Origin of the sequence: Candidatus Villigracilis affinis (genome assembly GCF_016705895.1) — a bacterium.
Taxonomy (GTDB): domain Bacteria; phylum Chloroflexota; class Anaerolineae; order Anaerolineales; family Villigracilaceae; genus Villigracilis; species Villigracilis affinis.
In genome coordinates, this window is the sequence record NZ_JADJKT010000040.1 from 190717 (window position 1) to 212006 (window position 21290).

The window sequence follows — 21290 nt, forward strand, 5'->3', positions numbered from 1 at the left end:
TTTTTCATGTTTACAAAATTTGGAGCAATCATGAACAAGAAGACAGTCAAAGACATTGATCTAAAAAACAAACGCGTTCTCATGCGTGTCGACTTCAACGTACCAATGGCAGATGGCAAAGTCACCGACGATAAACGCATCAAAGCCGCACTGCCGACCATCAAATATGTTTTGGAACAAGGCGCATCATTGCTTTTGATGAGTCATCTCGGGCGACCAAAAGGCGGTCCAGACCCTGAGTTTAGCCTGCGTGCTGCTTCAGAGGCATTGGCAGCCCTGTTAGGGACTCCTGTCAAAATGGCGCCCGATTGTGTTGGTCCCGAAGTTGAAAAGATGGCCAAGGAATTGAAGGCAGGTGAAGTGCTGATGCTCGAAAACACACGCTTCCACAAAGGCGAGGAAAAGAACGATCTCGACCTTGCCAAGCAGATGGCCGCTTTAGGCGACGTATACGTCAACGATGCATTTGGCTCCGCTCATCGCGCCCACTCCTCCACCGAAGGGATCGCACGTTTCCTGCCTGCCGTTTCTGGCTTTTTGATGGAGCAGGAACTCGAATATCTCGGGCGCGCGGTTGCCAACCCCGAACATCCCTACATTGCCATTCTCGGCGGCGCAAAGATCAGCGATAAGATTCTGGTCGTTGAAACCCTCGCCGCAAAATGTGACAAGCTCATCATCGGCGGCGGCATGGCAAACACCTTCCTCTCTGCAAAGGGACTGAACATGCAGGATAGTCTCGTCGAAGCAGAAGCGCTTGAAACCGCAAAGACGTTGCTCGGCAAACTCGGCGATAAACTCGTCTTGCCCGTGGATGCCATCATCGCAGACAAGTTCGATGCCGAAGCCAACACCCAAACCGTGGATGTGGACAAAATTCCCGCAGGCTGGCGCATGCTGGATGTAGGGCCGAAAACCGTCAGCTTGTATCAGGCTACTTTAGACGGAGCCAAATTAATCGTTTGGAATGGACCCGTTGGCGTCTTCGAAATGCCAAAATTTGCCGAAGGCACATTCGCCCTTGCGCGCATGTTGGCTGAATCCAAAGCCATCACAGTCATCGGCGGCGGCGACTCGGCCAGCGCGGTCAAGAAGGCTGGCGTTGCAAAGCAGATGACGCATGTTTCCACAGGCGGCGGTGCATCGTTGGAATTTCTTGAAGGAAAAGAATTGCCCGGCGTGGCAGCATTGCTTGATAAATAACGTAGGCAATCGACCAAATTCTACATATCAGTTTACAAACAATTTACATGGGCGCAACCTAAATTAAGGACACTCGGCTATAATCTAAAAAAATGCAATCGGAGATAGTGTATGTCGTTCAACATCGGTGAAAACGTCGGTCCATATCGGATTCTTGAACAACTTGGGCAGGGCGGTATGGCTACGGTTTTCAAAGCCTACCATGCCTCGCTTGACCGTTATGTGGCTTTAAAAGTTTTGCACCCGGCGTTTAATCAGGACCAGTCCTTCATCTCCCGTTTTCAACGTGAAGCACGGGTGGTCGCAAAGCTGGAACACCCGAACATCGTTCCCATTTACGATTATTCCGAACACGAAGCGCGTCCTTATTTGGTGATGAAATACATCGAGGGCGATACGCTCAAGGCGCGTTTGAACAAAGGCCCGTTGACCTCGACAGAGATCGAGAGTGTGGTGAATTCCATCGGCTATGCCCTGGCATACGCACACAGACAGGGCATCCTTCATCGCGATGTAAAACCATCCAATGTAATGATCGCCGCGGATGGAATGATCTATCTGGCTGATTTCGGCCTCGCCCGTATCGCGCAGGCTGGCGAATCGACCATGTCATCTGATTCGATCATGGGAACACCGCAGTATATTTCGCCCGAGCAGGCCATGGGTAAGAAAGACCTCGACTCTGGTACTGATATTTATTCTTTCGGCGTGATGCTTTATGAAATGGTCGTGGGGCAGGTCCCATTCAGTGCGGATACCCCCTTCTCGATCATTCACGACCATATCTATACCCCTCTGCCCCTGCCAAGAAAAGTAAATCCAAGCGTACCAGAACCTGTTCAAAGGGTGTTATTAAAGGCGCTTGCAAAAGACCGCATTGACCGCTACGAAACAGCCGAGGAATTGGTTCAGGCATTCAAAGACGCGTGGACAGAAGCTGGCGTTCCCATGCAGGGTACAGCCATCGCCATACAATCCACAAATTTGCGGAAGCAGGTTGAGCAGACCGCATCCAAACCAGCCATGCCAACCGCCGTGGCGGAAAAACCATCAGAAAAAGAACCCGCCAAAAAGAAAGGTTTCGCGTGGATATGGGTAGGCGTCGGCGTGGTTGGCTTTCTCTGCCTCATCGTTGCCTTCCTCGCGATCCGCAACAGCAATCGCGCCACGCGCTTGTCTAATCAGGCAAATTCTGAAGCACCCACTTTGGCCGCTGGGCTCCCTGCAGCCACCCAAGTTGTACCGCCGACATTGCCCGCACAAAACCCAGGAAATGGTGGCCCCGGCAACGGGCTTCCTCCCCTTAACCCGCAAGGCACAACTCCTGAGATCACAGCCGCGAAGGACGCGGTTGTAAAAAATCCACAGGACCCCAATGCGCACCTTCAACTTGCCTTCGCCTACTGGGAAGCAAAACAGGTACGCCAATCAACAGATTCGATGAAAGAAGCCCTGACACTCGCTGGCCCTGATAACAAGGAATTTCTTCAACAAGCCGCTGAAGGTTTCAAACAACGCGAGGCCTGGGTGGCGTCAGCCGCTGTTTATGTTCGGCTTTGTTTTAGCTATGGAAATCAGCAGGTACCGTTTGATGTTCGAGCGGAAATGCATCAGGCAGTTTACAAAGCATCTGACCATAAGGATATGCCGCTTGTTCTCCAATTCGAACAGATCGAAACCATCGACCCGCTCATCGCCGCTGTGGCACGCAGTCGTTACGCACTCTACAACGGCAGTCTGACAGATGCAAAAACCTATTTATCAGAAGCGGAAAAGATCGATCAAAACCTGCCAGAAATTACCCTGCTCAAAGCCGAAATCGCCATGAAGGATGGAAACCCCACGGAAACAAAAGCCATCCTGCTTTCAATTACAACCAATCCCAACATGCCAGAATGGATCGTCTTCATGGCAAACAACTATCTTCTCACAATGCAATAAGGAAAAAACACAATGCGAAAACCACTCGTAGCTGGCAATTGGAAAATGAACAAAACCATCGCAGAAACACGCGACCTGGTATTCACAATGAGCATGAAACTGCGCAAGATCGAAGGCGTGGAAAAGGTTATCTGTCCGCCGTTCATGTCACTCATGGCCGCCTCCGCTTTGCTTGAAGGCTCAGGCATCGGCCTCGGCGCACAGAACATGCACTGGGAGGAAAAAGGCGCCTTCACCGGCGAAGTTTCTCCCGCCATGGTCAAGGAATTATGCGGATACGTCATCCTCGGTCACTCGGAGCGGCGCTCCTATTTTGGAGAAACCGACCAGACTGTGAATCGGAAACTACTCGCCGCCCAAGCCATGGATTTGGTGCCGATCGTTTGCGTCGGCGAGACTTTGGAACAGTACGAATCCAAACTTACCCGTGAAATTGTCTCTGCTCAAACGAGCCAGAGTCTCAGGGACGTAGCTCCCGCCTATGCCCCACGCATGATCGTAGCTTACGAACCCGTCTGGGCCATTGGCACAGGCAAAGCCTCCAACGGACCTGAAGCGAACGACGTCGTCAAAGATGTCATTCGCCCCGCGCTGGCGGAATTGTTTGGAAACGAAACCGCACAAGCCATCCGCGTGTTATACGGCGGATCGGTTACTTCTGCGAATGCCGATGAATTCTTCAGCCAACCCGATATCGATGGCGCACTCGTCGGCGGCGCCAGCCTGAAGATTGATGAATTCGTGGCGATCACAAAGGCCGCCGCAAGCACAGAGGCCTAAAAACGAAGGATCAAGGAAATCTCCCCTTCCTCTTTCACATCCTTTTCCTCCATGCCCTTCACTGGCTTTCTGCTATTCATTCTGTTAATCCTGCCGCTGGTATTTCTCCAGCGGCTTTTACATCGTGAGATTCAAGCGGTTCTGATCATTCTTACCCGCAACTCGCAATTGACCATTGGTTTGTTCTCGGTTCTTTTTTTCCCCGGTATATTCCTGCATGAGTTAAGCCATTTTCTTATGGCAAAACTACTGCGGGTGCGGACAGGAAATTTTTCGCTCATCCCAGCCACCCTGCCGAACGGCCGCCTGCAAATGGGCTATGTGGAAACCGAAGAAACGGACGTGGTCCGCGATTCGTTGATCGGGTTGGCGCCTCTGATCGCAGGCTCGCTCTTCATCGCCTATGCAGGGCTAAACCGCCTCGGGTTTGGCATACTTATGGATTTGCTTGCAAACGGTCAAATTGAGTTGTTTTGGACGGCGGTGGGTTATCTGCCGCAGGTGAATGATTTCTTCCTGTGGTTCTATCTCGTGTTCGTGGTTTCCAGTACCATGATGCCCTCTGAATCAGACCGCCACGCCTGGCTCCCACTCGGTCTGTGGACAGCGGTGCTGTTTACCCTGGCTACCTTCGCCGGTGCAGGCACATGGATGCTTGAAAATCTGGCTCCATCGTTGAACGATTTTCTCGGTACAGTCGCAACCCTGTTCGGGTTAAGCGTTACCGTGCATGTGATTCTTCTGCTTCCCACCATGCTTCTGCACCGCGCAGTTTCAAGGATCACCGGGCTGGATATAAAAAAATAACAATGGGAACACATTCGATCACGAAAACGGGAACCACCATTTGGGTCTGCTTTCCTTCTGCAGCTTCTTCAACGCTTCGGGACTACCCATCTGAATCAACACGTTCTTTGCCATGTTTCTGACAACCTCGCTATCATCCTGCAGCATGGCAGCAATGGCGTTGATCGTTCCCTTGTCGCCAAACTTTCCCAGCGCATCCACAACCCAAAAGCGGACGGGGATTTCCTTATCGCCAAGGGCCGAAAGCAGGCATGGTATTGCCCGCTCATCTCCGATATCACCAAGAATTTGCGCGGCACCATAACGGGCATCAGGGTCTTCACTGGTCAGCAGTTGAATCAGGGACTCAACCGCTTCTTTTCCAAAAATGCGTATTCCTGCAATGGCTTCAGGATGGTTTTCGGGTTCGTTCAATTTCAGCAACAATCTGTTCAAATAATCTTTGTGCTCCTGTTCGGCCTTTTCCAGCGCCTGTTTCCGTTCGCTGGCATGTTTTTCCCTTTGAGCAAGCCATGATTGTTGCCGTCTCCATGCCTTTTGCAGGTCAATGCCACAGTTCTTGCAATGCAGGTCGGTGAGGCTGTTTTGGGTATAGCACATGGGGCACCCAGCCTGCAACAAAGCATCGCAGGCATCGCAATATTTATTGAATTCAGAGTTGAGTGTATTGCAACTGGAACAGATGATCTTTCCGCTTTTTGTCCAATTGGTCAGGACAATAGCCGAACCGCAGGCAGGGCAGCGAAATGGCTGATTTGGATTGAACTTAACATCCACGGGTGAACCGCAGGCGGGACAATTGAGCAGGTCAATTTTCATGGAGTAGACAACTCCCCTCCAAAGCACTTAGTGAACAGGCGGCATTTCTGATTTTTTATTGAATGTATTCCATGCAATCGAGTGCAGGGCTTTCTTTCGAGCAGGAATAGCTTCCACACGCTTGAGCCAGTCTGCTTCGGCTTGTGCGGCTTCATCGAAGCATTGTACCAAGAATTCCGCGCGTTCCTTTGCGGAGGCTTTGGCAAGTCTGCGCGATTCCTGGATGAATTTCTTTTCAAGTTCATCGCGGTCGCCAGCGTAGGTTTTGATGCGTTCGGGGTAATTCAGTAATGTAGCGCGGTGCAAACGTTCATGAGCCCAATATGTCGATGCTGAGTCGTATTTCGAAGCGGGAGCAGGCCCAAGGTTAAGAGAGGACGCGGTGTCCATCCACATCGGTTTGAAAATGCTGGTGCAGGGGGCGGATGTGCCGGTGGCGTAAATGAGCGGGGTGTTGCCATCCAGAAGCACAACGAGGGAGGCAGTGCTTTGGCTTCCGCGAATGGGGCCGAACCCCGCATGCATGCAGACGTCCATGACGGCAACACTGTTTTGGGGGTCGTAATGTTCATCGTCGTGATGGCGGAGAATGCCCATCATGGATTCGAGCGTGACATTGCCTTTTTTCGTTTCAAGCAAAGAGGTGGTGGTGGCACGGCGGACACGGCCTTTACCGAAGTTGGTATAAATAAAATCGGAATAATTTCCCGCATAATCGAATTGCGCGGCAGATTTCACCCAGCCTTTTTGCACAGCGTTTTCAACCAACTCCGTCGAGGCGATATCAAACTGACCGCCAAGCGTAAAACAGTTGGAAATGGAATACACATCTGTGATCTGTTTTGCGGCCCACTGCCTGTCAACTGTTTCAAGCAGCCAGGTCTCGTTTGCATCTGCGATCAAAAAGCTATTGTGATAGTACATGGTTTCGCCATGCGATGCCGAGTTTCCGCCCTGACCAAATTGTTCGAGCAGATCAATGATGACCTGCACGGCTTCACGCGGTGTGACTGCGCGTTCGAGCCCGGCGCGAAGCATATCCATGCCAAGCAAGGCGGGCGTTTTGTTCGCAGGCACTTTCGAATACACCGCTTCGTTGCCGATCACGAGCCCGTGTTCATTCACGCCCATTTCCGCGCCCCACATCCAAAACGGTTTGGATAACAGAACTGCGTGAGTCTTTTCAACCTGCGGAATTTCAATATAGGTGCACTTCAACCTGCTCCCCACCGCGTGAGATTGCGCGGGGACATAAACAATATGCTGGCCTTCGTTCGGGGGTCGGTCTGAATTCTTTGCGAAGATGGCGATATTGTCAGAGGTTGCTTGCTTGCTGGCGATGAGAGTGTCACACATGTTTGTTAATGCCGAAGTATAGCATATTCATTTTTGATTCGGACAGGCCTTGTCTTATTATTTCAGGGCGCGAGCCTCAAGCGCACAATGAATGTCGTTCCCTGATTCAACTCACTCACCACATCGATCTTCCCACCCAGTTCATCCACGATGGATTTCACGATATACAACCCAATCCCCGTACCGGGGATCTCGGCGACGGTGACGTTCTTTGCGCGATAAAAACGCTCAAACAGATGCGGGATAGATTCGGGCGGAATACCAAGCCCATGATCTGTGATGGAAATACGCGCTTCACGCTCCGCGCCGCTCTGAGTTGCCACCACATCGACAGTGCTGCCTTCGGGTGAGAATTTCACAGCGTTATTGATGAGATTGATGAAGACCTGCGACAGTCCGCCCGTATCACCGAATATCGTGCACAATTCGGAATCAACTTTTAATTCAATGGTGATATTGCGCATCCTTGCAATCGATTTGACTGCCCGTACCGATTCATGAAGGATGGGCAGCAGGTCCATAGGAACGGCATCCAGTTTCATCTTTCCGCTTTCCAAACGTCCTGCGATCAGCAATTCATTGATCAGGTTTTTCTGGCGGTTCAATTCACTGGTGAGCGTGTGCCAGTATTCACTTACCTGCTCTTCCGTGCCGCCTTGCTGTAATAATTCAGTCATCATAATGGCGGCGGTCAACGGGGTACGCAATTCATGCGAGGCGCGATTGATAAAATCAGATTTCATTTGGTCGAGCCGCGCCTGCTCGGAAATATCGCGCACGATGATCAATGCCTCTTCCGCGCTGATGGGATGCAGGCGCGCTTCGAAGGTTTGCTCGTGATTAGGCAGGTTGAATCCGTACACCCAATGAGAAGAGAGAAAGGCATCCTGGTCATCCGTTTCGATGATCATGCGCACAACATCGGCAGGCCAAAGTTGGTCGAGCCTTTTTCCAACCACCGATTCGCGCGGCGCGTACAGCGGGTGGCTGGGATGTGCGTTGTAATCCAATATTTGACCAGTCAGGTCTGTGCGCAAGAGCAGATCGGGCAGGGCATCAACAATGATACGGTTGCGCATCTCGCTCAGGCGAATGGTCTTCTCGTAATGCAGACGTTCCAGCGCAGCGCCGATCAAGTTAACTGTCGTCTGCACAGTATCAAACTCGGCGGTCAGCCAGGAGAGATGGGTCTCCTTATCAAAGAGAGCCAGAAATCCCCACGACCCCAGTGTGCCCTGAACAGGAATCACGAGAATGGATACAGAGGAAATTTCTGGATTCTGAAGTTTTACATCGGTTACAGAAAACACACTTTTTGGATTTTCGGCAATCGAATCGAGGAAAGGCTCAAGGGCTGAAAACACGTCAAAACTGGCAGCATCGAAACTCTTCCACTGAAATTGCACCTTCATGGAGGTTGATGTGATATCGAATAATGCACAGCAAAACACATCTACGGCGTATCCCAGCGACTCCAATACCTCGGGAATTTTTGTCTCAATGTTCGACGAGCGGAAAAGCCCAGCCGATGCCTCGCCGATGACGGAAAGCGAAAGCATATGCCGTTTTAAATTAACTTCGGATTGTTTGCGGTCTGAAATATCGCGCGCCAGCATTTGAATATAGGCGGGCATTTCATGCTCGTTGTGAACCACCGAGATGCTTAATTCAACAGGCAGCATTGAGCCGCCCTTCTTTCGAAGGGTATGTTCAGACAGATTCAAACGCTTTTCGAGAAACGCCTCCCGTCCCTGGGAATCTTCGAGCAGCATGATCTCTTCCACAGGAAGACCCATTAATTGGTGCTCTTCATAGCCAAGCAACTTTAAAGCCTGGCGGTTGGCAGTGATGATCCTGAAATCAAGGCCAATGATGAATACACACTCCCCCGTCTGCTCAAATAGCGCACGATAATCGAGATCCGCTCCCAGCTTGTTTCTCCCTGCGAGATGCACTTTCACATCAACAGGAAGCCTGCTGAGAGGAACGGTTTTTTCATCCATATTCAATGTCTTCTGGCCGCATGTCTGGCAGAGTGGCCACCACACAACATCCTTTTTCAGAATCTACAATCTTTACTTCGCCGCCCAATCTGGAGAAAACCGCCCGGGCAACCGTGAGCCCAACACCAAGTCCCTGGAATTCGCGCTGGTCGCCTTTGCTGACTTGATAGAAGCGCTCGAAAACTTTTTCGCGCAAGGCAACTGGAATCCCAATGCCTTCGTCTTGAATCGTGATCGTCGCGCCGCCGTTCTCGCCGGAGCGGACTTTTAGACTCACCTGCCCATGTTCCGGGCTAAATTTGAAGGCGTTGTCTGCAAGGTGTGCAAGTGCCTGTGAAAATTCACGGCGCGGCGCCTTGACAGGGTTCGCCAGCTTGATGTCATAAACGAAATTGATTCTTTTAATCGGGTAGCGGTGAAGCCGCTTTTGGATCGGGGCGAGAATATGATGTTCAACATCGATCAGCTGTCGGGTTGCGTTAAGATCGTGCTGATCCAGATCCGATAACAAAATGATATCCGCAACAAGCGCATCCAGACGATCGACACTGGAAAGCGCGATATGGATAAATTCCGCCTGTTCATCGGGATCTTCGTATTTTGTATTAACCGCCATCTCCAGCGACATGATCACGTTGCTGAGCGGTGTACGCAATTCATGGCGAAAATTCTGCAGGATCTCCCTGCGGAGTTTGTCCATTTCCTCGTTTGCGGCCTGTTGCACCTGCTCGCGACCACGTGCCTGTTCAGTTTGAACACGGCGCAAAACTGCTTCTATACGCGCCATTAATTCCTCCGTTACGAATGGTTTTGTTACATAATCATCCGCCCCTCCGCGGATGCCCGCCACACGGTCCTCACTGGCCGTGCGCGCCGTAAGAAAAATAAAGGGAATGGACGCCAGCTGCGGGTCTGTGCTCATTTGCTTTTTCATTTCAAAGCCATTCACAATGGGCATCATCACATCCGAGACAATCAGCACAGGCGGAGATTTCTTCGCCTTGACAATGGCATCACTGCCATTCACAGCGGTCACAACACCATAGCCATGTCGTTCGATCGTGGCGGCCAGCCCCATGCGAATGGCGGGTTCATCGTCTACTACTAAAATTACTGGTTTATTTTCCATGGATCGTCTCTTGGTTGGGGCATACAGAACTGCATCCTCTTACTGTCCCTGATTATCATCACATCACACCGAAATATCATTGTAAGGACATAACAGTTTTAGGCAGTGTTTTTCCACACTTTCCCGGGAAAAGAGGAAATTCGTCCGTTTACAGGGTTTATGCAAGCCAGACCCGTTCCAGCCAGTCCACCCGTTATAATAGGAGCATGTTTATAGATCACGTAACAATCCACGTAAAATCAGGCAAGGGCGGCGATGGCATGGTACATTTCCGCCGCGAGAAATTTGTCCCGCTGGGCGGTCCCGATGGCGGCGACGGCGGTAGAGGCGGTAATGTCATTTTTGAAGTGAAGGCCACACTTAATACTCTTTCTGCATTTCGACCGAACGAGAAGTTTGCCGCAGACCCAGGGAAAAATGGGGGCGGCTCGCAAATGACGGGGCGCGGCGGCAAGGACCTCATCATTTATGTCCCTCCCGGCACGATCCTGTATGATGCCGAAACGGGCGATCTACTTGGCGACCTCACGACGCCGGGCCAGCAGCTTCAGGTATGCAAAGGCGGCCGCGGCGGACTCGGCAACCAGCATTACGCCACATCGCGTAATCAGGCGCCGCGCACAGCGGAACGGGGCGAACCGCACGAAGAAAAAATGATCCGTCTCGAACTCAAACTTATTGCCGATATTGGAATCATCGGTCTGCCTAATGCGGGAAAATCCACCCTGCTTGCGGCGCTCACCAATGCAAAGCCGAAGATCGGTGATTATCCATTCACCACGCTTGAACCCAACCTCGGCGTGGCAAAGATCGACGAGGATACAACCGTCGTAATGGCAGACATCCCAGGCTTGATCGAAGGCGCGGCAGAAGGCGCAGGACTGGGCCACGACTTTTTACGTCACATTCAACGCACACGCGTGCTCATTCATATGATTGATGGGCAGTCTGAAGATCCGCTTGCAGACTTTACGCAGATCAACAATGAGCTGGCGCTTTTTGACCCCAACCTTGCCAAGAAACCGCAGATTGTGGCTCTGAACAAAATCGATCAGCCCGATGTGCAGGAACGATTGAAAACCATCAAGGCCAGTTTCAAAAAGAAGAAGATCGAGTTATTCACCCTCTCCGCCATGGCGCGTACGAACACCCGCGATATCCTGATCGCTGCGCACCAAAAACTGGCTGATATGCCCATTGAAGAAGTGGAAGAAACGCTGCCCGTGTACAAACCCGATGTCGACCCGAATGTATTCGAGGTCACGCGTGAAGACGACGGAAACTGGCGTGTCACAGGCGTCGCCATCGAGCGTTCCGCAAAGATGACCTATTTTGAACACGATGGTTCCCTGCGCCGCTTCCAAAAACTTTTGGAAAGGCTCGGCGTGGATAACGCCCTGCGCGAGGCAGGCATCGAAGAAGGCGATACGGTTTTCATCGGCAGTTTTGAACTGGAGTGGAAGGATTAATCATCCATGGCGGCAAATACGAATCCAAAACAAAAAGCGCTGGTTATTGGACTCATCATTCTCGGCGTACTGTTTACCGCTTTCTTTGGAATGCGTGTCGCACGTGCCTTCAGGAAATTCGACGGTCATCGTCCTCCTCCCCGCGGTGAAGTGGAAACCGATGTCGAACTGATCCGTGATTGGATGACCGTTAAATTTATTTCACATACCTACGCTGTCCCTGAAAGAATCCTCTTTGAAGCACTGGATATTTCTCCGAATTCGAATTTCGAAAAAAGCCTCAAGGATATAAACGAGGAATATTTCCCAGATCAGGATGGATACGTCCTCGATCTGATTAAGGCGACCGTACAAACGAATCTTCCCCAGCCGCCAACTGGTCCCACACCACCGGCAGCGCCTTAGCAGTTCATCATGTCTGAATTTTTTCTTACACAAGTTATTAATTTCGGCACGCCACTCGTCGGGTTGATCCTCTTCCTCGGCGCGCTGGGATTTCCCGTTGGCGCGTCGGTTGTGGTCATTGCAGCAGGCGCCTTCAGCCAGCAGGGAATTCTCCCCTGGGCCACCACAGCCGTTATCGGGCTCGTGGGCGCACTTGCCGGAGACACCCTCAGTTTCAGCATAGGACATTACGCAAAAGACTGGGCTCAAAAACGTTTTGAGAATTCAACCCTCTGGTTCAATGCGAAGAACTCCTTCCAACAGCATGCAGGCTTGACGATCTTCCTGACACGCTGGCTCATTACCGCCGTTGCCATTCCCACAAACCTGATCGCAGGCGGCAGTGGATACAAATTCTCACACTTCATGGCCTACGATATCGCAGGTGAATCAGTTTGGATTCTGTTGTATGGCGGCCTGGGCTACATGTTCGGCAGTCAATGGGAATTGGTCAACGATTTCCTGTCAAACTTTGGCGGTTTGGTATTGGGGTTGGTGATCATCGGGTTTGGCATCAGGCAGGTCATCATCATGCAAAAAGCAGGCAAAAAGGAAGCATACAAAAACGCTGAAGCCTAGGCTTCAGCGTTTTTATTTCTAACCGACTTAGTGGTGATCGTGTCCCTCTTCGTGAACATGACCATGATCCAGCTCTTCTTCCGTAGGATCGCGCAGCGCAACCACCTTCACATAGAAGGATAATTCCGCGCCTGCCAGCGGGTGATTGAAATCAAGGCGAACAGATTCCTTATCAAAGCTGGCAACGTAGGCGGCCTGATGATTCCCATCCTCATCCGTCACGTGCAACTCCATGCCTTCTTCAAGCTGCATATCACCGGGGAATTCGCTGCGGGGCACATCCATGAAGGCCTCTTCGTCAAATTCACCGTAGCCATCCTCGGGCTGCACCACCACATCCTTGCTGTCGCCGATCTTCATCCCCATCATTTCCTTCTCAAGGCCTGGGATGATATTCCCATAGCCCACAAGAAATTGCAAGGGACCCGCCTGGTCGGACGAATCCAACACGTCGCCATCCACGGTTAATTTGTAGTCCATCGAAACAACCAGACCGTCCTGCACTGTATCTTTGCTCATTTAGTTTGTCCTTTTCGAGAATTAATGCGCTCATTTTACCAGTGAAATATGCGGTTAAAAGACCAAAGGTAAAAAGTCGAATGTCCTTCGACAAGCCAGAAACAACCCCTTATAATTCCCTCTCTATGCGCTACGATTTATGTCTGCCCTGGTATTGGGAATATGACGATGTCTTTGTCGGAATGGTGGAACGAGCCTGTATTGAAGAAGGCATCTCGTTCTGGCAGATCAAGCCCGACAACCTGCTCGAATCCATCACAGCTTTGTACAAGGGTGTGACCACCTTTAAAACCCTGCTCCATCGCGGGCAGGGAGAGGCGATCTTTGACCCGATTCCCCGCTGGGCACGGGAATTTGGCGTACGTCGCATCAATCCCGCCGAGGTATCCGCGTGGTCTGAGGACAAAGCCACCATGCACCTCGAGTTGATTAACGCCGGGCTGCACACGCCCTACACAATTCTGCTGGCGCCATTTCTCGAACAACCTGTCATTCCGCAAATCGACCTCACGCCGCTGGGCGAAAATTTTGTCATCAAGCCCTCGAATGGCGGCGGCGGCGAGGGAGTCATTATCGGCGCAAATTCAATAGAACAGATACTGCATGCGCGCATGGAATTCCCCGAACAAAAATATTTAATTCAGGCGCACGTCACGCCGCGCATCCTCGATGGTACGCCCGCATGGTTTCGCATCTTTTACGCCAATGGCGAGACCCACCCATGCTGGTGGGATACGGAAACACACATCTACTCCCATGTCACGGCGCAGGATGAGTCTCAGCATCGCCTGGGCAGGCTGCGGGAAATTACGAAGCGCATCGCGTCCATCTGCAAACTGGATTGGTTTTCAACAGAGATCGCTCTCGCTGACGAATTCATCGTCGTGGATTATGTCAACGATGAGATCGACACCCGCGTTCAAAGTCAGGCAATGGATGGCGTACCCGACGAGATCATGGAAAGCATCACCAGGCAACTGGTAAAAATCGCAAAGGAGAATGTATGACAAAACCACGAGCAAGAGATCTGGGGATTCCGTTTGAGGGAGTTACAGGAGAAAATAACGCGATCACAGACGTTTCAGGCGTGACCGTTGGGTATGCCACCGTGATCGAAGGCCCCTCCGCGCGGACAGGTGTGACCATCATCCACCCGCGCGGAAATAAAGACCATACCCCTGTTTACGCAGGTGTCCATTCGTTTAACGGAAACGGTGAGATGACAGGCGCAGCATGGATCGAAGAAGGCGGTATGCTCGAAGGCCCGATCGGGATTACAAATACCCACAGCGTCGGTGTTGTGCGCGATGCCATTGTGGCATGGCAGGTAAAAAACGACGCCTTATATCAGAAGTGGTCCTGCCCCGTGGTTGCAGAAACCGCTGACGGTTGGCTGAACGATATGAACGGATTTCATGTAAATGAAAAGCACGTGATGCAAGCCTTGGATTCCTCAAAAGGCGGCGCGATCGAAGAAGGCAACGTGGGCGGCGGAACGGGGATGCTGTGCTACGAATTCAAGGGTGGAACGGGCACGTCCTCACGCAAACTGCCTGCAAAACTTGGCGGCTGGACAGTGGGTGTACTGGTGCAGGCCAACTTCGGCAGGCGCTATCAACTGACGATTGCAGGAACGCCCATGGGACAATATTTCAAAGACGGTGCGCCATTCACGAACGGAGAAAATCCATTCAAGCAGGATGACGGTTCATTGATCGTCATTGTCGCAACCGATGCGCCTGTGCTGCCGCATCAACTGAAACGCCTGGCAAAACGCGCCACCATCGGCATGGCGCGGACAGGCAGTTTGGGCGGTAACGGTTCTGGCGATATTTTTCTGGCCTTTTCCACCGCCAACCCACAGGCCGCGCATGAGGGTGAAATGGGTGTATCAGATATTCAGGCTTTATCGAACAACAACATCGACCCGATTCTCTCTGCAACGGCATACGCGACCGAAGAAGCCATTATCAATGCCATGGTTGCCGCGAAAGACATGAAAGGTCACAACGAAGTGGATGCCAAGGCATTGCCGCACGATGGAGTGCGAGAAGTGCTTAAACGTTACAATAGAATCGATTAAGAAGCTTACCTTGCTGTTCTACTTTGTTTTCAGGAGGCATCATGCCTAATATTCTCGAAGTAAAAAACCTCGTCAAAAACTACGGCGATTTTCAAGCCGTAAAAGGCGTTTCATTTGAGATCGCAGAGGGTGAAATCTTCAGCCTGCTTGGCCCCAACGGTGCAGGGAAAACGACCACCATCTCGATGCTCTCCACTTTATACACGCCCACTTCAGGAGATGCCACCATCGGCGGGCATTCCATCAGTAAAGACCCAATGGGCGTTCGCAACATCATCGGTGTGGTGCCGCAAGACCTCGCCCTATATGAAGACCTGACCGCGAAAGAAAATCTCATCTTTTGGGGGCAAATGTACGGGTTAAGCGGCAAGTCCCTTGCCAGCCGCGTGGATGAAGTGCTGGGGCAGATCGGCCTGACCGACAAAGCGAAGGACCGCGTCAAAACCTACTCAGGCGGGATGAAACGCCGCGTCAACATCGGCGTTGGATTGCTCCACAAACCCAGGCTGCTCTTCATGGACGAACCCACCGTAGGCATTGACCCACAATCCCGCCGCGCGATTCTGGATACGGTGAAGGATTTGAACAAACAGGGCATGACTGTGCTCTACACCACGCATTACATGGAAGAGGCCGAAGAACTTTCTGACCGAGTGGGCATCATTGACCACGGCCAACTTATTGCCATCGGCACCCAAAAAGAACTGACCAAACAGGTCGGCGAAACGGAGACCCTCATTTTGCACATCAGCGAAAATGACGACCCAGAAGCGTTGGCAAAGGCATTTCGAGATATCAAGGAAGTGCTTGAGGCCAATGTAGTCAACACTGAGATATCAGTCATCACGCCTTCCGCAAAAGATGTGCTTGCCGCTGTGGTGACCAAAGCCAACGAGCGCGGAATCAAGATCCACTCCATTGATATCCGCGAGCCGAATCTGGAAGCTGTGTTTTTGCATCTGACGGGACGCGCACTGCGAGATTGACGATAAACCACAGACCGAACAAAACGGTCCATTGTCCACCGTCAAAACGGAGTATTCATGCTCAAAACATTTATCATCGGTATCAAAGACCTGCGGCTCGCCTTCCGCGACCGCGCCGCGTTGATCTTCATGCTCGCCGCACCGTTCGCGCTCACGCTCGGGCTGGGACTCGTCACCGGGCGTTTCAGCGGGAATAGCAGCGGAATTTCTGATATTCCCGTAATCATCGTTAATTTAGATAAAAAGGAATTGGGAAACGCGCTGGAGGATCTATTCAGTTCGCAGGACCTTGCCGAATTGGTCGAACCAGTTTCAGGGTCCAGCCCCGAAGCGGCACGTCAATCGGTAGACGAAGACAAATCCGCCGCTGCCATCATCATCCCGGAAGGATTCACAAATAGCATCATTCCATCCCAGGCAGATTTCGCAAATGGCAATGAGCCCGAGGCGATACAGATCGAAGTGTACGCCAACCCATCACGTCCCACCAGCGCGGGCATCATCAAAGCTATTGTGGATGAATTCATCAGCCGCGTGGAGGAAGGCCAAGTAAGTGCACAAACTTCCATTCTGCAAATGATTCTCAGCGGCCGCATCACACCCGAACAAGCAGAGCAGGCTGGGATCGAAATGGGGCAGCGTCTGCAAAATTCATCCAATGTTGACACGCTGGCAATTAAACTCAACTCCACCACCGCAGACGGCGAAGCGGTGCAGTTCGACATCCTCGCTTATCTTGCGCCTGGCATGGCGTTGATGTTTTTGATGTACACCGTCAGCCATGGCGGGCGTTCCATTCTCGCAGAAAAAGCACAAGGCACATTGCCGCGCATGCTGGTTACACCAACGAATTCCATGCAGATCCTTGGAGGTAAAGTGTTTGGCATCTTCCTCACGGGTGCGGCGCAAATGCTCATTCTCATCGGCGCGACAACTCTTCTCTTTCAACTGAAATGGGGCGATGGCTTTGGTGTAGTCATGCTCGTGTTTGCCGCGGTGTTTGCGGCAACGGGCTGGGGCATGCTCATCACCGCGCTTGCACGCACGACCGCGCAGGTGGCCAATATTGGATCGGCCATCATGTTGATCTTTGGGATTCTGGGAGGCAGTTTCATCAGCCTCGAACAAATGCCGCTCGCCGTGCAGGTCTTTAGCAAGATCACGCCCAACGCCTGGGCATTGGATGGATTTACCACATTGGGACTCGGCGGGACGCTCGCCGATCTTTTCGCGCCGATCACTGCCCTGCTGACGATGGGCATTATCTTGTTCCTGACCTCGGTCGTGCTCTTCGGCAAAAAGAATTTGGTGCAGAAATGAAAAAGATTTTCGCCATCGCATGGAAGGACGCTGTTATCCGCTTTGCAACTTCAGCGGAGTTGATATTCTTCATCATTCTGCCCATAATCTTTACGTTGCTGCTGGCAGGTGGAACCCCATCAGGAGATGATGACAATCGCATTCGCCTCGTTGTCGTAGACCAGGCGAACACCCCGATTTCACAAGAGATCGTCGCCGAATTGGACAGGTCCTCTGCGGTGAATCCTGAAGTATTGTCGCTCGAAGAAGCCGAAAGTGAATTCGATGCGCGCCGCGCAACCGTGGTCTTGATTATCCCCGCTGGGTTGGATTTGAAATCCATTCAAGATGGAACCGCTCAATTGGATTTCCGTCAGCAGCCCAATAACCTGAATGCCTCAGTTGCAGAGCGTGCCGTACAAACCGCCATTCGGCGGGTTAGCAGTGCGGTCAATGCAGCAAATACAGCTGTGGAAGAAGCTAAATCCCGAGGGACGTTTGAATCCCTCGAAGATGAGCAGGCTTACTTCAATGAAGCGCTGCAATTGGCAAAATCCATTCAAGAGGATGCACCTGAAAGAGTCACCATCGTTGAAGGCAACACGCCCGACGACGTTGAGTATGACCCGCGCGCAAATCAATCTGCGGGACAGTTGATCACCTGGGTGTTCATTCCGCTTTTCGGCATCTCGGCTTTATTCGCCTACGAACGCGAGCAAGGGACTCTGCGCCGCATCCTCACCACGCCGACCAGCAAAGCTACCTTTTTGCTTGGTACCATCTCAGGGCAGGTGGTGATGGCGTTAATTCAAATGTCCCTGCTTATTCTGTTCGGCATGTTCGCGCTTGATCTGAATTGGGGCCGTGAGCCGCTGGCGCTCTTCGTCCTTCTCACCAGCGCAGCCCTCGCGGCTGGCGCCATCGGGACCACGATGGGCACCTTCATTAAAACGGAAAGTCAAGCCAGCGGACTGAGCATAATGATGGGCATGGTAATGTCGTTGCTGGGCGGCTGTTGGTATCCGCTGGAGTTATTCCCCGCTTTGGTTCAGAACATTGTCAAGATCCTGCCAACCACCTGGGCCATGCAAGGTCTTTTGGATTTGATCTTGCGCAACGGCGGTCTCATGCAAATCCTCCCTGAGGCGGGCGTTTTGCTTGGTTTTGCGGCGATATTTTTCACAGTTGGTGTAATGAGGTTTCGATACGAGTAGATGGAAAACGAAAAGATAAAAAGAAAGAGGCGGATGGCATTGGCTGCCATCCGCCTCTTTTACTGATTTAATTTATTTCACCAATCCTACAGTCACATTCACGTTCAATTTATCGCCGATCTCTTCCAGCTCATCGCTCCAGGCATGGAAATTCAACTTCGGCGGAGCAAGGACCACGCCTTTCATTGTGAATAGCGGCGTCCCGCTCATCGGCGCGGGGTTGGAGCTGGTATCCATATTCTCGATATTGATCCCGCGTGAAGCAAGATAATGAGCAATATCGTGGATGATGCCTTCGTGGTCAGCACCCGTCACTTCGATCTCATACGGCAGCCAACCCTCGTACTTCTTCGAATCTTCGGTCTGGACAATGGAAACTTGATATCCCTCACCGCGCAGCGGCTGAAAATCCTGGTCAATGACGCCTATTTCGCTTTCAGGCAAGGCAATCAGCATCAGCATGGCAAATTCCCCTCCGAGGTGCGCCATGCGGCTGGCTCCCACGTTGCCGCCGCGTTTCACCACCAAACTGGTGACATGGTCAACAAGCCCGATCCTATCCCTGCCCGTCAGGGTCAATACGATGTTTTTTGGCATGGCAGACTCCCTTTTGCAACTGGTTTGTGAAATATATTACCGAGTATAGCATAAGCCCCTGCAACAAAAAAGCCTGCGATTTTCGGATACACAAATTTTTATGCTATGATTTGGCATCTTCGCCAAAGGATAGCCATGCAAACGCTCCTCAAATTCTCCCAACGGATCGACGACATCACCGAATATTTCGGCAAAGCCTCCGCCTTCTGCGTTCTACTGACGATAGCCATCGGCTTCTATAACGTGATCGCGCGTTATCTTGGCAGATTTCTCGGCATCAAGTTCACATCGAACATGCTGATCGAACTGCAATGGTATTTATTCTCGCTCACATTCCTGCTGGGATTTGCCTATATTCTTAAACACGGTGAGAACGTCCGCGTGGATTTTCTCTACACAAACTGGTCTCCAAAAATAAAAGCATGGGTGGATTTGATCGGCCATTCGCTTTTCCTCATTACGTTTTGCGTCATCGGCTTATACGTCACGATACATCCCGTACTGCAATCGTGGGGACGATTACCCGATGGCACATTCGGCACCTGGGAACTCTCCCCCGACCCCGACGGTCTGCCGCGCGCGCCCATCAAAAGCATGATCCTCGTCGGCTTTGGAATGCTTTTGATGCAAACCTTCTCAGAGATCATCAAGAACGTAAAAGTCATCCAGGAAAATTAATCACAATTTTCCAATTACGGACCTTTCCATGACCCACTTTGAATGGCTTGCCATCGTTATGTTCGTCGGCTTTTTTATCTTCATCATGAGCGGATATCCCGTCGGATATTCTTTCGCCGCAACGGCGATCCTCTTTGGCGGCATCGGCTATGCCCTCGGCGCATTCGACCTCAATCTGCTCAAACTTCTGCCAAGCCGCTGGTTTGGCACCATGTCCGATTTCACGCTGCTGGCGATTCCATTTTTTATTTTCATGGGCGCGGTTTTCGAAAGGTCGGGGTTGGCTGAAGAACTTCTCGAAACAGTCGGCAGGCTCATGGGTAGGGTCAGAGGCGGGCTCGCGTTGGCGGTCATCCTGGTTGGCACACTTCTCGCCGCCACAACGGGCGTCGTCGCCGCAACCATCATCATGATGGGCATGCTCGCCCTTCCCACCATGCTGCGTCACGGCTACGATAAACAACTCGCCACGGGCGTCATCACCGCCTCGGGTACACTGGCACAAATGATCCCACCCAGTCTGGTGCTGGTCGTATTAAGTGATCAGATCGGTGTGCCTGTTGGGGACTTGTTCCTCGGGGCAGTGATCCCTGGATTGTTGTTATCCTCGCTGTATGCATTATATGTCATCATTATCACCCGCATCAAACCCGACCTCGCGCCTGCTCTGCCACCCGAAGCATTTTCCGTCACTGGGGCAGACTTGCTCCGCAAATCCGTGCGCGTCATCATTCCTCCAGGCTTGTTGGTGTTTTCCGTTTTAGGAAGCATCTTCTTTGGGCTGGCCTCACCCACCGAAGCAGGCAGCGTGGGAGCGGTCGGCGCCTGTCTGCTGGCGTTGATGAACAAGCGCCTCACCATGAAACTCATTCAAGATGCCGCCATGTCCACTGCGCGGTTGACCGCACTCGTCATCACGATTCTGTTCTGCTCCACCTTTTTCAGCCTCGTCTTCGACGGCCTCGGCGGACAACGCCTCATCACCGAGCTACTGGTCAACCTGCCCGGCGGATTCTGGGGATTTATTATCGTGGCCAATATTGCCATCTTTTTATTGGGTGTCTTTCTCGAGTTTGTCGAAATCTGTTTCATTGCCATGCCACTTTTTGTCCCTGCCGCACACGCGCTCGGTATTGACATGGCCTGGCTGGCAATCGTCTTCGCCATCAATCTGCAAACTGCATTCATCTCCCCGCCTGTAGGATTTTCGTTGTTTTACCTGCAAACCACCGCCCCCAAAGAAGTGCCCACTTCTGATATTCACAAAGGCGCGCTGCCCTTCATGGCTTTGCAAGTGCTGGCACTCATCATCGTCATCATCTTCCCCCAAACCGTCACCTGGCTGATCGATCTCTCTGCAAAAAGCCTGCCATAAAACAAAACT

Annotated in this window: 20 protein-coding genes; 14 read left to right on the plus strand and 6 right to left on the minus strand. The window is 51.8% G+C overall.

From position 1 onward, the window contains the following. Nucleotides 1-30: 30 nt before the first annotated feature. The 4 genes from IPI86_RS23610 to IPI86_RS23625 all read left to right on the plus strand — a co-directional run bounded on the left by IPI86_RS23610 (nt 31) and on the right by IPI86_RS23625 (nt 4731). Complete coding sequence (locus tag IPI86_RS23610) at nt 31-1203, plus strand: phosphoglycerate kinase (RefSeq protein ID WP_345300487.1); 1173 nt, start codon at nt 31-33, stop codon at nt 1201-1203. Nucleotides 1204-1314: 111 nt separating this feature from the next. Continuing rightward, a complete protein-coding gene (locus IPI86_RS23615) occupies nt 1315-3144 on the plus strand; it encodes a serine/threonine-protein kinase (RefSeq protein ID WP_345300488.1) in 1830 nt (609 codons plus the stop codon). Nucleotides 3145-3156: 12 nt separating this feature from the next. Then, nucleotides 3157-3924, plus strand: a complete 768-nt coding sequence (gene tpiA / locus IPI86_RS23620) for a triose-phosphate isomerase (RefSeq protein ID WP_345300489.1) — start codon at nt 3157-3159, stop codon at nt 3922-3924. 51 nt (nt 3925-3975) lie between these two features. Then, nucleotides 3976-4731, plus strand: coding sequence for a hypothetical protein (locus IPI86_RS23625; protein ID WP_345300490.1), 756 nt, complete (start codon nt 3976-3978; stop codon nt 4729-4731). Between the two features lie 18 nt (nt 4732-4749). On the opposite strand, the gene IPI86_RS23630 is transcribed toward IPI86_RS23625, so the two are convergent. From IPI86_RS23630 to IPI86_RS23645, 4 genes are all read right to left on the minus strand, one after another. Then, nucleotides 4750-5550 carry a HEAT repeat domain-containing protein gene (locus IPI86_RS23630; protein ID WP_345300491.1) on the minus strand — a complete coding sequence of 267 codons (801 nt, stop codon included), beginning with the start codon at nt 5548-5550 and terminating at the stop codon, nt 4750-4752. A 27-nt stretch (nt 5551-5577) separates the two neighbouring features. After that, nucleotides 5578-6906, minus strand: coding sequence for a C69 family dipeptidase (locus IPI86_RS23635; RefSeq protein ID WP_345300492.1), 1329 nt, complete (start codon nt 6904-6906; stop codon nt 5578-5580). Between the two features lie 62 nt (nt 6907-6968). Continuing rightward, a complete protein-coding gene (locus tag IPI86_RS23640) occupies nt 6969-8909 on the minus strand; it encodes an ATP-binding protein (protein WP_345300493.1) in 1941 nt (646 codons plus the stop codon). After that, the gene (locus IPI86_RS23645) at nt 8902-10038 is read right to left on the minus strand and encodes a response regulator (RefSeq protein ID WP_345300494.1); all 1137 of its coding nucleotides are present in this window, start codon (nt 10036-10038) and stop codon (nt 8902-8904) included. Before IPI86_RS23645 ends, IPI86_RS23640 begins: the two co-directional genes overlap by 8 nt. Before the next feature lie 206 nt (nt 10039-10244). On the opposite strand from IPI86_RS23645, the gene obgE reads away from it, so the two are divergent. Genes obgE through IPI86_RS23660 form a run of 3 tightly spaced genes read left to right on the plus strand, consistent with a single transcriptional unit; the run spans nt 10245 to nt 12530 of the window. Beyond that, a complete protein-coding gene (gene obgE, locus IPI86_RS23650; protein WP_345300495.1) occupies nt 10245-11507 on the plus strand; it encodes a GTPase ObgE in 1263 nt (420 codons plus the stop codon). A 6-nt stretch (nt 11508-11513) separates the two neighbouring features. Next, on the plus strand, nt 11514-11912 hold the full coding sequence (locus IPI86_RS23655; protein WP_345300496.1) for a hypothetical protein: 399 nt from the start codon (nt 11514-11516) through the stop codon (nt 11910-11912). A gap of 9 nt (nt 11913-11921) precedes the next feature. Beyond that, nucleotides 11922-12530 (plus strand): DedA family protein, encoded by a 609-nt coding sequence (locus tag IPI86_RS23660; protein ID WP_345300497.1) that lies wholly within the window; start codon nt 11922-11924, stop codon nt 12528-12530. A 27-nt stretch (nt 12531-12557) separates the two neighbouring features. Here the strand turns inward: IPI86_RS23660 and IPI86_RS23665 are convergent, their stop codons facing one another. Beyond that, a complete protein-coding gene (locus IPI86_RS23665; RefSeq protein ID WP_345300498.1) occupies nt 12558-13049 on the minus strand; it encodes a peptidylprolyl isomerase in 492 nt (163 codons plus the stop codon). An 80-nt stretch (nt 13050-13129) separates the two neighbouring features. Here IPI86_RS23665 and IPI86_RS23670 point away from each other — a divergent pair, with 80 nt between their 5' ends. The 5 genes from IPI86_RS23670 to IPI86_RS23690 are packed head-to-tail and all read left to right on the plus strand — an operon-like array spanning nt 13130 to nt 18631. Next, on the plus strand, nt 13130-14056 hold the full coding sequence (locus IPI86_RS23670) for a hypothetical protein (RefSeq protein WP_345300499.1): 927 nt from the start codon (nt 13130-13132) through the stop codon (nt 14054-14056). Next, complete coding sequence (locus tag IPI86_RS23675; RefSeq protein ID WP_345300500.1) at nt 14053-15132, plus strand: P1 family peptidase; 1080 nt, start codon at nt 14053-14055, stop codon at nt 15130-15132. The genes IPI86_RS23670 and IPI86_RS23675 overlap by 4 nt, the downstream gene beginning before the upstream one ends. A gap of 50 nt (nt 15133-15182) precedes the next feature. Further along, nucleotides 15183-16118 carry an ATP-binding cassette domain-containing protein gene (locus tag IPI86_RS23680; RefSeq protein ID WP_345300591.1) on the plus strand — a complete coding sequence of 312 codons (936 nt, stop codon included), beginning with the start codon at nt 15183-15185 and terminating at the stop codon, nt 16116-16118. A 57-nt stretch (nt 16119-16175) separates the two neighbouring features. Then, the gene (locus IPI86_RS23685) at nt 16176-17438 is read left to right on the plus strand and encodes an ABC transporter permease (RefSeq protein ID WP_345300501.1); all 1263 of its coding nucleotides are present in this window, start codon (nt 16176-16178) and stop codon (nt 17436-17438) included. Then, nucleotides 17435-18631 carry an ABC transporter permease gene (locus IPI86_RS23690; protein ID WP_345300502.1) on the plus strand — a complete coding sequence of 399 codons (1197 nt, stop codon included), beginning with the start codon at nt 17435-17437 and terminating at the stop codon, nt 18629-18631. Before IPI86_RS23685 ends, IPI86_RS23690 begins: the two co-directional genes overlap by 4 nt. 72 nt (nt 18632-18703) lie before the next feature. Here IPI86_RS23690 and IPI86_RS23695 read toward each other — a convergent pair whose 3' ends face one another. After that, entirely contained in the window at nt 18704-19228 is a 525-nt protein-coding gene (locus IPI86_RS23695; protein WP_345300503.1) for an ACT domain-containing protein, read from the minus strand. Nucleotides 19229-19363: 135 nt separating this feature from the next. Between IPI86_RS23695 and IPI86_RS23700 the strand changes: the two genes are divergently transcribed. Then, nucleotides 19364-19906, plus strand: a complete 543-nt coding sequence (locus IPI86_RS23700; RefSeq protein WP_345300504.1) for a TRAP transporter small permease subunit — start codon at nt 19364-19366, stop codon at nt 19904-19906. Nucleotides 19907-19934: 28 nt separating this feature from the next. Then, nucleotides 19935-21281, plus strand: a complete 1347-nt coding sequence (locus tag IPI86_RS23705; RefSeq protein ID WP_345300505.1) for a TRAP transporter large permease subunit — start codon at nt 19935-19937, stop codon at nt 21279-21281. Nucleotides 21282-21290: the final 9 nt, after the last annotated feature.